Consider the following 15,358-nt stretch of genomic DNA (forward strand, 5'->3'; position numbering starts at 1 on the left):
GGCATTGTAAAGTGGATAATATAATTGCAGTTCAGGTTAACAAAGATAATCAAGTGACTGGAGTTTCAAGCGTTTACGGTGATTTGTCGGATGGTTGGATAGAAGTTACCTCCGATCCATATTTTACTTTGACTAACTATTCAGAGTGGTCAGTCGAAAATGGTCAATTAGTAAAAACGACTAGCGGGTTAACGCCAATTGAAGAAAATCAAGAAGCAATTACTAATCTGACCCAAGTGGCTGGTCAAACAATGCAGGGAATGACTCAATTAACTCAATTAATGGGACAAACTCAAGGGGCCATAACACAACTAACTCAATTAGTGGCTGCTCAAAATGCAGCTGATAATTCAACCAAGGAGGATAAATAAATGATTTTTTTGTGGAAAATGGAATTTGCATGGGGAACATTATTAATCAAAGATTTTATTCAAAATGTGCAAGCAGGAATTATGACGGCTAGCCAATTTAAACAAGTGACTGGTCAAGACTATCAAGAAGCAATTGAACCGGCTTCTACAGCTGATGTGTCAACTAATTCAGAAACGGCGACAACTACCGACGTAATAGAAGAACAGCCACCAACTGATTTAGCTGACAATCAAACAGCAACTACCACAGCTTAGAGGCTCAACTAGTTAATTAGTTGGGCTATTTGTTTGCCCCAAAATAGGAGGTGGTAATTTGCATTTTTTAGGATGGATTAATTTCGCAGTAATTTTAATAGGCTTGCCAGCTACTTTGTTAACAGCTTATAAAGCAGTCAATTTCTTTCGAGACAATACTAAGCTGGTTAAGATGGACGCCAGAATTTCAAACACTGAGCACGCAATTCAGGCGGTGTTACATGACTCTTTATATAAGCAATGTATGTATTGTATTAAAAAGGGTGCTGTGACCGTGAGTGAACTGGATAACATTGAGCATTTATTTAGCGGTTACAAAGGAGTAGGAGGCAATGGTACGGGAGAAGCGCTATACAACAAGGTTCTTGCGTTGCCAGTAGACAAGGAGGAAGAATAATGAAGATTAATTTTAATTACAAGTCGGCCAAGGCTTGGGTTACTTTACTGGGCTCAATTCTGGCTGGTGTTTTGGGAGTTTTAACGGCACTTGGTGTAACAGTGCCAGCCAACCTAAGCAGCACTATCACGGGCTTAATTACAGCTCTGGTATCACTGCTAAGTGCGTTAGGCATTTTGACTCAAGATGTTGATGATCCGAATAAGAAGGGTGATTAACATGAACAAATTTAAAGCAATTGTTGGAGTAGTCCTTGGTGGGCTACTCTTTTTTTGTACAACAAATGCCCAAGCGGCACGTACTGACATGGTTGACGTTTCGAATTACAATGGATTAATGACAGTGGCTAACTTCACTGATATGAGAGACCACAATGGTGTTAAAGCAGTAGTGACCAAGATTAGTGAGGGGACTAACTACCAAGACTGGACAGCAGCTAACAACATCCAAACTGCCCAACAAGCGGGCTTGTATATCAACGGCTACCATTTCTGCAGATTTCAGACGGTACAACAAGCTAAAGATGAAGCTGATTTTGCTTGCCAGACCGCTAAAACAGAGGGTCTACCAGTTGGCGCCGTTATGGTTGCGGACGTCGAAGCCGATCAACAGCAGATACTTTCTAAATCACAAAATAACGCTAACGTTCAAGCGTTCTGCGACGTGGTACAGAAGTATGGCTATCGTCCGGATGTTTACACCATGGCAAGTTGGCTGGGTGTTAAGTTAGATGTTAACCAAGGGTGGATTGCGAGTTATCCATTTGATTCAACTAATAAGAATTGGTACAGCACCGCTCACGGCTGGCAACACCGTTCTGATCAACAGTTTAATGGTAGTTATGGTTCATTCGACGTGAGTCAACTTTACGACGACTATTACACTGGCGGTCAATCTGTGGTTAATACGATTAGTAATGTGGTCAAAGTTCAGACGTTTAACAATAATCCGTCAGTGATGCTCAACTTAAGCGGAGATTCCTATGACACTTCACCACTGGTTAATGGTAGCGAGTGGGCGTCTGGTGGTATTGCATCTGATAAGCAAGGCAGACCGATGTTTTTGGTTGGCAATAATGAATATTTGCCACAGCGGAATACGAGTTTGAACAAGTTGCTAACAATCAACTATACTAATGGCTGCGGGCCAAATGCTGTTGATTCTAAAGGTCAACAGATTAAAGGCTCAAACGCTACTTTTAAGGGTGGTACTCAATGGAAGACCAATGACCGGCTGTACAGCATTAACTGCATTGGCTGGTGCTATAAAGTAGCAGCGGATGAATATGTTTCAATCAAATACCAGATTGGTTCTGGGTTTAAAGGGTAACAAAAAGCTCCCACTTTGGGAGCTAATACATATAAAATATAAAAAGATGATAACCAAAAAAGGTTATATAACATAAAAATTATTTTAAGAATGTATTCAAAAATAATTTTCACATATCACCAGAAAAAAACAACTTAAATAAAGAATATAAAGAATATAATAAAACAAGTATATAATATGATAGCATTCCATATGAAATAGCAAGCATAAAAATATTTGAACTTATCATTTTGTTATATAGCTGAAAAATTATTTGTTTGAGATTTACATCTATAAGTAAAAGCACATTTATAAGCAGTGTTCCATACTTTACGAGATTGATTATTATTGAAATTATTTCATCAAATTTATTATTATAATCAAACCATACTCCTTTGTATAATAATATGTTGAACTTATTTCTTATAGAATAAGTTACTGAAGTTGTTAGAAGTACTAAAGAAAAAATCATAAATATAAGCGATGGAACTTTAAAAATAAAAGTTAAAAAAATGAAAGTTTGCTTATTTACTTCTATAGGCTTTTCTTTTTCTAAGGATACAAATATCCATGTTAACATCAATAAACTATTTACTGATGTATAGTACTTATCTATTGACTTTTTCAACTTTTGTTTAAATATTGTTGAAAATATACTGACGAGTTCAGAAATGTTCATAACAATCGTCTCCTATAATTAAAAATTCTATCAGATATATTTCATTAATGAAATACAATATGAATAAAAGTGAGTTAAAAGAGTAGTCAAACTTAATGAATATAATTTCTGTAAACTTAAAAAAACAATTTGAATATGCTGGACTAATTACAGTATATATACTATAATTGCTTCGTAAGAGATATGGTAGTGGGTCGCCATGTTGCCCGGCAGAGGCTTTGTATCTGACCACTAGTCTCGGCAGATGACGTCTATCTGTCCGACCTGACTTACATATTAGCCACTAGTGTTGTGCTAGTGGCTTTTTCATTGACTTGAAAGCGGACAAATTATGAATTTTAGTAATGATTATCTTAAAATTAATCAGTTTACGGATATAGACTATTCAAAAATTTTAGAAGATTACCGTAGTACTTTCCATGGTAAAGCTGTCATTGTGGAAACTAATTACAATTTACTAAAAGAATTTAAAGTTGTGTTTAATCAAAGAGATCTGCCGCATTTAATGGGCTGGGAAAAAGTAGCTTCTAATGGTAAAAAATCAGCAACTGATATTATTAATGCTATTGATGACGGTTCATTTACTTTACAGAATACTAGGAATCACCATAACTTCAATAGTATCAAAAAACGAATGTTGCACTATAATTTTTTACACGACATTTTTATTGAACAAAAAGTTGATATTTGTGTAATGACTTCTGATATGAAACCTAACCCTTTAAGATTGGACATTGTATTTTATCAAGATTTAAAATTGGAAGCAGTCGTATTTGGGTTAAGGAGAAATAAGCGAATGCAAGTTTTTATTCCTACAACATTACACACAGAAAAATTGAATAATCCATACCATTTTAGAAGACGCTCTAAAATAAATAAAATTGTTTGGGAATAATTATTTGGCACTAATTTGGCACCATATGTATTACAAATGCTGATTTAATAACACTTTATAGCATATATTAATCCTGTACTCTCCTTTTAGACGCGTTTTTTAAAGGCTTTTAATCCTTTTTTATTTTGTTCAAAAGTGGTACGAATGCTGTTAAATCAACGCTTATAAGATATTTTTTAAAAACAACAAAGTGTTTAAAATATTTTAAATTTAAAAAGTTGGTGACCATTTGTGTGACCATTGGCTTATTTTAGCTAAAAATGGTCACATGAAGTGGTGCTAGCTCATGTGACCCAAAGGATTTAAGATAAATTTTTTAAGATGTCATTAGCCCGTTCATTCTCCTGCTCATTTTGTTCCTTGAGCAGGTGTTCGTATGCTTTCATAGTAATGTTGGAATTCTTGTGACCAAGAATTTCAGATACATATTTGATTTGTAAATTTTGTGATAGAAGATAACTGGCAAACGTGTGCCGTAATCCGTGCATTCTGATTTGCTTAGAACGCAGAATGTCTATTTGATCCTGAATGTAAAACAAGCTTTTAGAGCAGCCCTCATTGGTAGGGATAGATACAAGAACTAATAATAGAATTGGTTTTAGAAATCTTGAGAGTAGAACGAGTCTTAGAATAGTCATTCATGAAGCTTTGATATTCAATTGGAGTGACGTCTTTGAGCTTAGTGTTAGGGAAGTAGTTGTTGATGACATTACCAATATTGTTAAAACGGTTCATTGAACTTTTGCCAACATTAGGCTTTTTAAAAACATCAACCCAATTCATATAATATTCATGGAAAGTGATGTTCCGTTTAGATAATGAACCACTGCGAACATGAATTTTGTATTCTTCTTCAGTTGCTGCTACTTTGGCTTCAGCCTTGGTTTTAAAACAATATTTACGGTTATGATCATCATCAAAATAAGAGATACGATATCGCCAAAAATTACCACGTTTTTGAAAGCTTGCCATTGAATTTACCTCCAATTATTTGTTAAAATGGTACACGAAAAGCGCATACCTATGTATGTTTTTCATGTTAGTCATATCCTGAACTCGGTAGGTGGGGGATATGGCTATTTTTAATTGTTAGAGTACCATTTGTATTGATGATTATCCGTCATTTTAGAATGACCAATTGCATGTTTATCTAACCAAAAATACAATGAGTACCCTTTTTGATCATTAGCAGGTTTGTAATGGGCGTCTGACATTGCAACACCTGCACCAATTGCACCCTGAACTTTTTCTGCTACTTGATTTTTGAAATTATCATCTAAACTATTGAAATCAACATTTACATAAACCTCTGTACTGTCAGTTGTGTATTTTATTTTTTGAATATAATTAGAATACTGATACCTTGAATTACCATCAGCAAAATCTTTTTTATCGTCCGCCAATATTTGATTGATATTAGTGTTGGCTGCTTTTTCTACTTTTTTCTGTTTAGCTTTTTGGGCAGCTTCTTTACGATCTGCTTTGTTATTTTCCTCAACTTCTTCATCAGTTAATCCATTATTTGATTGTCTAGGAGCTTTATAGTTTAAAAAAGGGATTATAAGAATCCAAATTGAAATTATAGCTGCAACAGATGAAAGTTTAACTGTATTCTTATAAGCTGAAGTAGTTCTATTTTTAAACCAATAGTATATTCCAAATAAAGATACCACTGCAATTAGGATTAAAATCAATGTAAATATCCAATTATTTTGGATCTGGAATACATCATAAATTAAATATATTAGAGACATGAAAATCAATATTGCCGATGCATAGAGTATTTTCTTACTCCATTTTAGTGAATAACACAAATATAAAGTTATTCCTGATAGTATAAATGTTGCTGTTGCAATTAATATTTTCATAAATTACTCCTCAGACCATTTTTTAGCAGCTTGAATAATTTCATTAGAATAATTCATCAAGTCCAGAGGATGCTCAAAATTCAATTCCGTATTTTCATCGTTATTTAAAACTATGAAATTTCTATTGGTTTTAAAGTAGATTCTAATAATCCATTTTCTGATATTATTATCTAATAAGACATTAAAGTATGATTTATTGTCACGATAAAATATTCTATTTGGGTCAACAAGATTTTTCAAAATTACTTTGGAAACTGTATAACATTCTATTTCTTCAGGAGTAGTGATGATTCCGTCATTGTATTATTTTTCTTATCAGACGAGTCTTCAGTAATTGGCTCTGTATCGGTAACGGTTTGATTTAAAGCGTTGCTTAATTTTGAATTTACAGACTCTGATATGATTTGAGAAAAGCCTTTTGAAATTACATCTTTAAACTGTTGAATAACAGATTGCGTTCTAACGCCATCGTAAATGTGTGCTAAAGCTAGTTTGACAAAATCATCCTGTGGTTCGTTAATTTGTTGCTGTAAATATTCTTTTGCTAATCCAACATATTTTAAATCTGATGCACTATTCATAATTCTATTGACATCAAAATTATCTTTAGTAAATTTAAATAGTTCAGTAATCTGTGAGTCCTTGATGTGATTTAACTCTATTGTTAAAAACGGCGTGTTATCCATCACATTGGGTTCTTCTAAATCAGTGTAAAATTTAAACTTATTTCCATTGGTAAGGATGCCAAATTTTGCATTAGTAGCAGTAAAGTATCTAAAAAGTTGAGAATCATCTTTGGATAAGTCATTGGAAAATTCTTTAGCTTCGATTAATATTTGAACTTCGTCGTTAATTATTATGGCATAATCAACACGTTCACCTTTTTTACTTCCAAAATCCGCAGTAAATTCTGGGACAAATTCAGTAGGATCAAAAACGTTATAACCTAATGAAGAAAAGAAAGGCATAATTAATGCATTTTTAGTTGCTTCTTCGTTATTTAACTGGTCAGAGAATTGACCAATCTGATTAGATAAATTTTTTATTTTATTGGAAAATTCGGATCTATCCATGGTAGGACTCCCCCTAAGTATCAGCTTTTAAAGTCGTCAGTATTTGGACTATTTAATTAAAAATGTATCCTATAAATTGCAATTGAATTAAACTATTGGATATTATTCATATAACGTTTACAAAAAAGCTATGAAATAAAATGAATATTCTTAGGATTAATAAAACGTTCCATTCCATATGGCAAATGGAAATAATCTAAAATACCGTAAGTAGTAATACATTCATTTGGTTCCATATCGTACGTAAGTAACTGAAAAGCAAAGCGGTTTGCATTAGCCTCCATCTCAGGAATATGAAAACCGAATCTTTGTTTTCTTAAAAATGTAGTGGAATAAATTTCATCATTAACTGCATGACCTAATTCATGTGCTGCTACAAATAATTTTTGATTATTTATAATAGCATTATTAATGATCACGGATTTTTCACCATCAGTGGATATCGTCATACCCAAAGTTGTTTTACCAAGAAATTGTTCTTTTACTTGAAAGCCTAAATCAGTAATCAATTCAAATGGATTATTAGTTTTAAATGTTTTAATAAGTTCATCGACTTTGTTCAAAGTCTTCACACCTTTATATTTAGTTTTTCTATTTTAACAATCTACATTAGTTATTATTTAATATCTCCAGCTTTACGCTGCTTAGCACGTTTTTTATTCATCTCTACTGCCACTTCTAAAGCTGCTTTGATGGATAGCTTATCTTCGCCATCCATTGGTTCTCCAAAGAAATTAATAGAATCATCAGTGTCCATACCATTTAAAAGTTCTTCAACTTTTTTACCCACATCAATCTTTTCAGCATTAGATAAGGCGTATTTGTCATCAGTTCTACCTAAAAGGTAGTCAGTTGAGACGTTGAAGTAATCCGCTACTTTTTCTAGCTTGTCAATCCCAGGCTTTGTTTTTTTCCATCGATTGATTGTGCCGTTTCCATATCCTAAGTTTTCTTCTAACTGTCTAATTGATAACTTCTTTTGATCAGCTAATTGTTTAATTCTTTCAAAAAGCATCATATACCACCTTTGAGCGTACAACATATTTATACAAATATTCTATAAAAATAGTTGGCTTTGTAGAAAATGTGTTTTATAAGCTAATTTGATAGCTAGTAAGTCATACAAAAAAGGATAACTATTTACCGTTCCCCAACGTAATAATAGTTTTGCAAGCCTTATTTAACTATGCTTTGATTGTGGAATATTTGTATACACTTGTCAATGATTTTTAGAAAAAGTTGCTATCTAATTAGCACTACATAAGTCCAAAACGGACTGCGTGTCGTCCTTTTAAAACTGAATATTTACTACCCCTTGAAAAGGGGAGATGTACCCTTAAAGATTAAGTAATAGAAAAACGGAAAGGAGGTGAATTGAATACAACCTACCTGATTAGTATTTCAGAATGGCTGTATGAAATTTAGCCAATGTTAATGTTTAATGGTTAAAGGTAAAATTCAACAATTTCCTTAATAGTATCTAAAATTTTTGCTTTCATTATCAAATTGTTGTTATGGCTTTGTTCTGCATATTCTTCAAAGCTATTTACTCCAGCAATAAGAATTATTGTAACAATAAGGATGACTAGGATATAGTGTTGAACCTTTTATATTTGATTTTTCTGTTTGATGTTGTTTTGATTATTATTACTATCTTTATCCATGGTCACATGATTTTGTTGATCAATCAAACTATTAACTTTATTTTGGGAATAATCACTAGTTAAGTTGTTCGCATTTTATTTTTAGCATTTGATTTTTATCACTCCAATCAGGGCGTATCATTTGATATAGTGGTTTTGTATAAATCGATTTTCAATTTGATGAAATGAGATGTATTGTATAATTCAGGTTACAAAAAAGCTTTCTAAAAGACTAGAAAGCTTGATGTGTTGACGGACGTCCAGTTGTGCTAATTGTCTAAATGATTAATAGCGTATTGGGCTTGTTCAGGAGTAAATCCTTCACCTGCATCACTGGTTAATTGATCTTGTAATTCAGCGGTACTCATATGTTCGGTGTCTTCATAATTTTTGGCACACTTTAAAGCATTTTGATTATAGTCAATTTTGATATTTTGCATAGCATAATTAGCTGCTTCAGGAGTGAATCCTTCACCAGAACTACTTGTTAGTTGTTCATATAATCCCTTATAACTCATGTCACCTTCAGTTTCCTGATAATCTTGAGCAGTTTTCAGAGCATTTTGATACTCTCTGGGTACGCTATTATTTGATTTTTGAGAGGTACTACTTTGATTGTCATCTTTACTGTCAGAAGCTTGTTCGCTGTTATTAGTGTTTGTAGCCTTATTTGATGATTTATTACTTTTAGCTTTATGATGGATGCTTTCTGCAGTTTTATTATTATCTGAATTTGATGAATCAGATGAATCAGATGAATCATCATTTCCGCCAGTAAACATTGCGATTAATAAAAATGCAACCACAACAATAATAATCCAGAACCACCATTTTTTGTAAAACGGTTTCTTTTGAACGTAAATATTCCCATCCTTATCTTGTATTTCCTTTCTAGCCATTGTTAAAATCTCCTCCTTAATTTTTCAGCTTTTAGAGTCAATCAGTTTATTGGACATATTGAGTTACAAATATAAATTTGTTTTTCTTTTGATTAAATTTTTCTTGAAGCATTGCACCATCATCAAATAAATTTTTACTTTTCTTAATTATTACTATTCTTTGATGATTTAATATCTTTTGATTTAAAAAGTAAATCAATAATCAGTAACATAAATGTAATTACTTGAAATGTTGTATCCATCTATTAATAACATCAATGTTATTAATAATATTTCTACCATTACTTCTACCTATTTACTAGCTCAATAAAAAGTTCAGATATTATTCTATAAGATCCTATCAAGGAACTAGAGCCTTGTTTAGAAACATCTTCTAAAATTGAGTTAATGTTTGAGAGTACACATTCAAATACTGGGAATGATATAAAAGCAACATCCCTGAAACCAACAGTCTCATTATTAACTTATTTTTTATCCTCTTCGACTACCTTATTGACAATTGTTTAACAATTTAATTATATCCTAAAAATTGAAATTAAATATATAAAAAATAGTTTATTTTCAATTTTATGCAAAATTTAGTCAATTAAGCAAAATATTCAAATGATTATAAAATTAATATTGATAACTGTTAAAAAAGTCTTAACCATAACATATTTAATTGATTTATTAAAAATTATGTAAACTGTACAACAAGCAAAGTAGAGCAAACGCGCGGAATGTTTTAAGTAAATTTAGAATGTGGGCACGAATAGCAGATTATCACTTGATACCCTCAAGTCGCCAATTATTGATGGTATGCCCAAAGCTACCAGTGGCGACCATGATGGGCAGATGATACCGCTGCTCACTAAATTGGACCGCAAACGTGAAGCACAGCTGGATATTGATGAGATGACTACGGCTATTTTGAAGCTAGACCGGGAAGAATGTTTGAGTTTGTATTACACGTATTTAGTACCTGAAAAACTAAAAGATTTAGTCATTTTCGAACGGATTTATCACAATCTAATTTCGGTGCGGATGATGCAAAATCGGCGTGATCGTGCGTTAATTGGATTTTGTGAAGTTTACCAAAACGGTAGGTTGTTAGTTTTTAAATAATCGTGTTATAATGACTTTGCGAGATGTTAGGAAATCTTAGCATGGAAACACAAAAGCCACTCCTATTTGCGGTAGGAATGGCTTTTTTTTGTGTGGTTGCAAGTGACAACTCATTTTCGTTTGTTATGTTTGCTGTGCAACCATTCAGCAATCATTTGATTCACTGCGCCAACAATAATTGGTGCAACGATCAATGTTAGGAAATCTCTAAACATGGAGCCACCCCCTCTCGGGGCGAGTTGCCGTCTAAAATTATATCATAAAAAATTTCGCAATCTGGGGGAAATCAAAAGGAAATGTTATGGGCAAAAAGGCGGATTTCAGAGGTATTATGGTAGTATAGATAATTTAGGAAACTCTTGATAAAGTATGAGTAAATTTTGCTACTTTCAATTTTTTTTAACAATGTTATATTATAAGTAGTGTACATTAAAGCTAAGTCTACTGGTATTGCTAGTAATAGAAAGGTGGTGAGATTTATATGCAAGCTGTGGTTAAACCTATAGTATTTACTAATTATTTTAATAAAAGACGTTTTTTAGCTAAAGAAAAAAACGATAATTGTATATCTGAGGTATCTAAAAATATGGTAGCCATAGATTATGAACCTGAAGGTTATAAAGCTCGTGTTGAAAATGGTTTAATAAATAAACTAAAACGTAGTAAAGGTTCCTTTTTTGTGATCTCTAATTTACAGTTTGCATATATTTCTAGAGAACTTAAAAATATTGGTTTTAATGTTAAAGACGTTAACTTTATAGACTCATTTGGTCATAAAAAAAATATAGAGAGATATGATGACCTCAATTTCGATGAAATAGATGATTTTGACGAGTTTTTTTACAACTGCGAGATGGTAGTGAATGATGTTTTATTTTCTAATTTAAAAAATGAAAAAATAACTGTATATAAAAACGGAACAATAGGAGTTGATCTTAAAAAGTCTTCTAATAGTTTCAAATTTTACTTGGAAAAAATAAGAGTAGCTTATTTCAAATCTCAGGACTATGATTCATGAAAATTTTTTGGAAGATGTTTTTTAAATTTATTTATATCATTGTTATTATATGCTTTTATGAACGTATTTATAATTTTATGAAGTGTAAATTTAATATTAGTAATGGAGCTATTTCTTTGGCAACTACTGCCTTGCTTGCTCTATTTGATACGTTGCTGCGAGAGATGGCGAGCTATGCTTTTGGCAGTAAAATTGCTGAAATAGATGTTAATTTTTTATATAATGGTGAAAAAAAATCCCTTCTTGTAGAAGGTTTTGATCCCACAAACTCTAATCAATATAATATATCAGTTAAGATTAGTATTAAAATTCAAAAAATATTTCTTTTTAGATTATTGCATTTTTTGAGAGCTAAATTAATAGTTTATTCTAGTCCCGAGGATGTTGTAAATTTTGGTAAGCTGCCTTCTAATCAGAATAATACGTTTAAAAAACTGAAAGTCATTGGTAATAATATTTTTTGTGATTGTTTTTATCGTCCTCAAAGTAATACAGATACATCGCATAAATATGAATTTTGTTTTAATACTTTAATTACCAACGGAGATTGCAAAGATATAAAGTTATTTTGTAATATCGGTTTCTATATTCCGAAGATTAATAGAGTTTTCTCTATTGATATTAATAAAATTTTTGATGTATCTGGTTCAGAATTTGTTTTTAAATTAAAATGAAACTATGAAAAGGATTTTGAAAATGTTAGAAGAACCTATTAAGAGTAATCAATTGGCTACTATTCTTAAATTATCTTCAAAGTTTAAATGTTTAGATAATTTAGATAAAATTCCTGAAGATTACTCAGAACCAATAAAAGTAAGACAGGATATTTCAAATAAAATTGATTATAGTAAAGAGGAGTATCGCAATATATATACTTGGAATAAGGACTTGGAACGATTTAAATTAAATAAAAATGTGGAATTTGAAGTTTGGAGTGCTAATATAGAACATCGAAAAAATAATATATATTCCGATTCTGATAAAAAAAGTTTATTAGCAAAAGCAGACAGAACAGGGATTTACGGACCTATTCCTGTTATATTTTATTGTAAGTCTAATATTGTGTACTGTATTATTGTTACAAGTAATGATATATGTCTTGATAAAATTAAACTTCTGATTAATAATTCTAATATAGATCTTACGATAAATCCTTTGACAACGACTGAAAATGTTATTGATTGGTTATTTTGGAGGAAAATGACTAATAAGAATGTTTTATCAAGTACTGATGGCAATCCAGATATCAAATTGCAAGGTATATTTGGTTTTGAAGGAAGTGTTTTAAAAAATGATGCTGATAATACATTAACGGGACGTTCTCCGCAGGTTTCTAACCTTGATGTAACTAAAGCAGCTCTGTGCTTTAATTCTGAACTAACATCTGCTAAAATAGAACTTAATTATTATGAGTTGGATATTACTTTCTTTTATTCTACTAACGGCAATGTAATAATTGATGCTAGAAGATCAAATATTGATAGTCAAGTTTGTGAATATAAGAATGGTCAAGCAGCATTGCACAGCTGTCAAGTAATTGTATATTTATGTTCAATAATCATTCCTGATATTTTTGATAAATTCAACAAAGACAGTCAAGTTTTCTTAAAAGAGTTTGGAGGTTTTAAACAAACTTTAGCTAAATATTTGATAGACAAACTAACCAAACTATATCCTTTAGATACTTAGTATTTTTAAGCACTCCACGAGAGTGCTTTTTTTGTATTCAAAATTAGGAGGTGTGGTGAGATGATGTGACAGTACACAAAAATTCACAAAATAATGCTTTTCATAGCTTGAACAGTGAGCGTAAAAAGGCGGTTAAGCTGCTGTTTGAAGATACTTTGACCGATGAAGAAATTGCTAAACAAGTGAATCGTAGTCGTAGGACTTTGGCTAAGTGGAAGAACGATCCATTGTTCATTGAAGCTCAACGTGAATATAGTATTTCGCAATTAGACGAGGCTTTGCCAGATTCCGTTAAAGAGTTAATTAAGTTAATTAAGCATGGTAAATCCGAGATGGTTAAACTACAAGCAATTCAAACTGTCTTTAAGCGAGCAGGATTGTTTTCGGACAATGGTTCTCCTGATTTAGATAAAGCAAAGGTTCGCAAAGCACTTGCTGAAGCACGTATTTCTGAGCACCAAGCTGACCAGTTAGAATCAGACGATTCAAATGATGCTGCAATTGATATTAATTTTAATATTCCATCAAAGGAGAGAACGGATGGTTGAAGTAAGTCTAAAAGATAATGTTTCACCAGCGTTTTACAGCATGTTCTGGGACATTCACAATCGTAAACATTCAAATTACTGGCTCAAAGGAGGACGGGGTTCAACCAAGTCCTCCTTTATTAGTATCATGATTGTGCTCGGAATTATGCAAGATAAAGACGCTAATGCGATCGTGCTTCGGAAAGGTGCCAATACGTTGCGTGATTCGGTTTTTGAGCAATATTTGTGGGCGATTGACCTGCTGCAAGTTAATGATTACTGGCAATCGTCGGTTAGTCCAATGCAGTTAACCTTTCGTCCGACTGGTCAACAGATTAGGTTTAAAGGTGCTGATGACCCACGCAAGATTAAGTCACAGACTTTCAGACAAGGTTATACTAAGTTTAAGCATTTTGAAGAAGTAACTGAGTTTAAGGGAATGAAAGAAATTCGGTCGATTAATCAATCATTAGGTCGTGGTGGTTCAGGAATTATTACGTTCTATTCTTATAACCCACCGGCAAGGCAATCTAATTGGGTCAATCAAGCAGTCGACACCGAACAGATGCGTGATGATACGTTGGTTAACTTATCTGATTATCGCTCAGTTCCTAAATCTTGGTTAGGTATTGAGTTCTTGGCCGATGCTGAGCAATTGAAAAAAGACAATGAGAAAGCTTACCGTCATGAGTATCTTGGCGAAGTTACGGGTACTGGTGCGGAAGTGTTTAACAACGTTACGACTCGTGAAATCAGTGATGAAGAAATCAATAGTTTTGACAAGGTTTATCATGGACTGGACTTTGGTTTTGCACACGATCCAACCGCATATGTAAATATTTATTGGGATTCCGCCAGACGGCGGATTTTTATTTACAACGAAGTCTATCAAGTGGGTCTGAAAAATCGTGAAGCGGTTCAGTTGATTAAACAACTTAATCTATTAAATGAGCCCGTGACTGCCGATTCGGCTTCTCCTGGTACAATCGCCGAATATCGTGATTTAGGATTGAATATTTACGGTGCACGTAAGGGGTCAAGGCTCACGTGACCATTAGTGGAAGAGATTTAAAAGGTTATAATTATAATGAAAAATAAGTATTATTTAAACGTAATACTAAGTTTAGATTTATTAAACGTTATTTTGATGACAATTGTCGTCCAGTTTTAGTTGTGGAGGAAGTGTAATGACCAAAATGAAATTTATCCGATTGGTAAGCCTAAAAAATTAACTCTAGAAGAGCAAAACGAACTTGATGAGTTTATTAAAAAGGCTAGAGAGTTTATGACCAAGCACAATAATAAATAATTTGCTCATAAAATGTATTTCTGATGGGTATACTCAATTTTAATAATTGGTACGAGAATTAATTAAATTAGCTAAAAACGTCTTAAAACAAAAATTAAGGCGCTTTTATTATGCGTAAAAGCGGCGTAGAAAATAAAATGATAGAAATTACAACTAAGGAAATTAATGTTTTAATAATTTGGTTTCTGAATGATAAAACAGCAAAGTTCACTTTAATTTACATCAAATAGCTGGATATGCAATTAATGAATAATTTAATGACCAAGCATTGAAGTCTTTAAAAGCTATGGAGAGTGCAAGCATTGAGTCACTTTAAAAGCAAT

At 32.3% G+C, this 15,358-nt stretch carries 21 protein-coding genes; 12 read left to right on the forward strand and 9 right to left on the reverse strand.

What is annotated here, in order from left to right:
- Nucleotides 1-11: 11 nt before the first annotated feature.
- Genes AC3B6Y_RS08215 through AC3B6Y_RS08235 form a run of 5 tightly spaced genes read left to right on the forward strand, consistent with a single transcriptional unit; the run spans nucleotide 12 to nucleotide 2,352 of the window.
- A complete protein-coding gene (locus AC3B6Y_RS08215; protein ID WP_489790957.1) occupies nucleotides 12-371 on the forward strand; it encodes a hypothetical protein in 360 nt (119 codons plus the stop codon).
- Nucleotides 372-626, forward strand: a complete 255-nt coding sequence (locus AC3B6Y_RS08220; RefSeq protein WP_489790958.1) for a hypothetical protein — start codon at nucleotides 372-374, stop codon at nucleotides 624-626. It begins immediately after the preceding gene.
- Between the two features lie 58 nt (nucleotides 627-684).
- Nucleotides 685-1,023: a hypothetical protein gene (locus tag AC3B6Y_RS08225; RefSeq protein WP_489789926.1), complete on the forward strand. Its 339-nt coding sequence runs from the start codon at nucleotides 685-687 to the stop codon at nucleotides 1,021-1,023.
- The gene (locus tag AC3B6Y_RS08230) at nucleotides 1,023-1,241 is read left to right on the forward strand and encodes a phage holin (protein WP_489790959.1); all 219 of its coding nucleotides are present in this window, start codon (nucleotides 1,023-1,025) and stop codon (nucleotides 1,239-1,241) included. The genes AC3B6Y_RS08225 and AC3B6Y_RS08230 overlap by 1 nt, the downstream gene beginning before the upstream one ends.
- A 1-nt stretch (nucleotide 1,242) precedes the next feature.
- Nucleotides 1,243-2,352 carry a GH25 family lysozyme gene (locus AC3B6Y_RS08235; protein ID WP_489790960.1) on the forward strand — a complete coding sequence of 370 codons (1,110 nt, stop codon included), beginning with the start codon at nucleotides 1,243-1,245 and terminating at the stop codon, nucleotides 2,350-2,352.
- Nucleotides 2,353-2,461: 109 nt separating this feature from the next.
- Here AC3B6Y_RS08235 and AC3B6Y_RS08240 read toward each other — a convergent pair whose 3' ends face one another.
- Nucleotides 2,462-3,010, reverse strand: a complete 549-nt coding sequence (locus AC3B6Y_RS08240; protein WP_489790961.1) for a hypothetical protein — start codon at nucleotides 3,008-3,010, stop codon at nucleotides 2,462-2,464.
- A 331-nt stretch (nucleotides 3,011-3,341) separates the two neighbouring features.
- Here AC3B6Y_RS08240 and AC3B6Y_RS08245 point away from each other — a divergent pair, with 331 nt between their 5' ends.
- On the forward strand, nucleotides 3,342-3,905 hold the full coding sequence (locus AC3B6Y_RS08245; RefSeq protein ID WP_489790962.1) for a PBECR4 domain-containing protein: 564 nt from the start codon (nucleotides 3,342-3,344) through the stop codon (nucleotides 3,903-3,905).
- A gap of 302 nt (nucleotides 3,906-4,207) precedes the next feature.
- On the opposite strand, the gene AC3B6Y_RS08250 is transcribed toward AC3B6Y_RS08245, so the two are convergent.
- From AC3B6Y_RS08250 to AC3B6Y_RS08280, 7 genes are all read right to left on the reverse strand, one after another.
- Nucleotides 4,208-4,543 (reverse strand): tyrosine-type recombinase/integrase, encoded by a 336-nt coding sequence (locus AC3B6Y_RS08250; RefSeq protein ID WP_489790963.1) that lies wholly within the window; start codon nucleotides 4,541-4,543, stop codon nucleotides 4,208-4,210.
- Nucleotides 4,461-4,877 carry a tyrosine-type recombinase/integrase gene (locus AC3B6Y_RS08255; protein WP_489790964.1) on the reverse strand — a complete coding sequence of 139 codons (417 nt, stop codon included), beginning with the start codon at nucleotides 4,875-4,877 and terminating at the stop codon, nucleotides 4,461-4,463. Before AC3B6Y_RS08255 ends, AC3B6Y_RS08250 begins: the two co-directional genes overlap by 83 nt.
- A gap of 110 nt (nucleotides 4,878-4,987) precedes the next feature.
- A complete protein-coding gene (locus AC3B6Y_RS08260) occupies nucleotides 4,988-5,773 on the reverse strand; it encodes a hypothetical protein (protein WP_489790965.1) in 786 nt (261 codons plus the stop codon).
- Nucleotides 5,774-6,039: 266 nt separating this feature from the next.
- Nucleotides 6,040-6,846: a type I restriction endonuclease gene (locus AC3B6Y_RS08265; protein WP_489790966.1), complete on the reverse strand. Its 807-nt coding sequence runs from the start codon at nucleotides 6,844-6,846 to the stop codon at nucleotides 6,040-6,042.
- Nucleotides 6,847-6,974: 128 nt separating this feature from the next.
- Nucleotides 6,975-7,409: an ImmA/IrrE family metallo-endopeptidase gene (locus AC3B6Y_RS08270; RefSeq protein WP_489790967.1), complete on the reverse strand. Its 435-nt coding sequence runs from the start codon at nucleotides 7,407-7,409 to the stop codon at nucleotides 6,975-6,977.
- 53 nt (nucleotides 7,410-7,462) lie between these two features.
- Nucleotides 7,463-7,861: a helix-turn-helix domain-containing protein gene (locus AC3B6Y_RS08275; protein WP_489790968.1), complete on the reverse strand. Its 399-nt coding sequence runs from the start codon at nucleotides 7,859-7,861 to the stop codon at nucleotides 7,463-7,465.
- An 897-nt stretch (nucleotides 7,862-8,758) separates the two neighbouring features.
- Complete coding sequence (locus AC3B6Y_RS08280) at nucleotides 8,759-9,388, reverse strand: Ltp family lipoprotein (protein ID WP_489790969.1); 630 nt, start codon at nucleotides 9,386-9,388, stop codon at nucleotides 8,759-8,761.
- A 741-nt stretch (nucleotides 9,389-10,129) separates the two neighbouring features.
- Between AC3B6Y_RS08280 and AC3B6Y_RS08285 the strand changes: the two genes are divergently transcribed.
- Entirely contained in the window at nucleotides 10,130-10,492 is a 363-nt protein-coding gene (locus AC3B6Y_RS08285) for a hypothetical protein (protein ID WP_489790970.1), read from the forward strand.
- A gap of 110 nt (nucleotides 10,493-10,602) precedes the next feature.
- Here AC3B6Y_RS08285 and AC3B6Y_RS08290 read toward each other — a convergent pair whose 3' ends face one another.
- The gene (locus AC3B6Y_RS08290) at nucleotides 10,603-10,707 is read right to left on the reverse strand and encodes a type I toxin-antitoxin system Fst family toxin (protein WP_489755844.1); all 105 of its coding nucleotides are present in this window, start codon (nucleotides 10,705-10,707) and stop codon (nucleotides 10,603-10,605) included.
- 266 nt (nucleotides 10,708-10,973) lie between these two features.
- Between AC3B6Y_RS08290 and AC3B6Y_RS08295 the strand changes: the two genes are divergently transcribed.
- The 5 genes from AC3B6Y_RS08295 to AC3B6Y_RS08315 all read left to right on the forward strand — a co-directional run bounded on the left by AC3B6Y_RS08295 (nucleotide 10,974) and on the right by AC3B6Y_RS08315 (nucleotide 14,777).
- On the forward strand, nucleotides 10,974-11,510 hold the full coding sequence (locus tag AC3B6Y_RS08295; protein WP_489790971.1) for a hypothetical protein: 537 nt from the start codon (nucleotides 10,974-10,976) through the stop codon (nucleotides 11,508-11,510).
- Nucleotides 11,507-12,184 (forward strand): hypothetical protein, encoded by a 678-nt coding sequence (locus tag AC3B6Y_RS08300; protein WP_489790972.1) that lies wholly within the window; start codon nucleotides 11,507-11,509, stop codon nucleotides 12,182-12,184. The genes AC3B6Y_RS08295 and AC3B6Y_RS08300 overlap by 4 nt, the downstream gene beginning before the upstream one ends.
- Before the next feature lie 22 nt (nucleotides 12,185-12,206).
- Entirely contained in the window at nucleotides 12,207-13,199 is a 993-nt protein-coding gene (locus AC3B6Y_RS08305; RefSeq protein WP_489790973.1) for a hypothetical protein, read from the forward strand.
- A gap of 65 nt (nucleotides 13,200-13,264) precedes the next feature.
- A complete protein-coding gene (locus AC3B6Y_RS08310; RefSeq protein ID WP_489790974.1) occupies nucleotides 13,265-13,747 on the forward strand; it encodes a phBC6A51 family helix-turn-helix protein in 483 nt (160 codons plus the stop codon).
- A complete protein-coding gene (locus AC3B6Y_RS08315) occupies nucleotides 13,740-14,777 on the forward strand; it encodes a PBSX family phage terminase large subunit (RefSeq protein ID WP_489790975.1) in 1,038 nt (345 codons plus the stop codon). Before AC3B6Y_RS08310 ends, AC3B6Y_RS08315 begins: the two co-directional genes overlap by 8 nt.
- Nucleotides 14,778-15,358 lie beyond the last annotated feature (581 nt).

Source organism: Bombilactobacillus sp. ESL1092 (assembly GCF_058107465.1).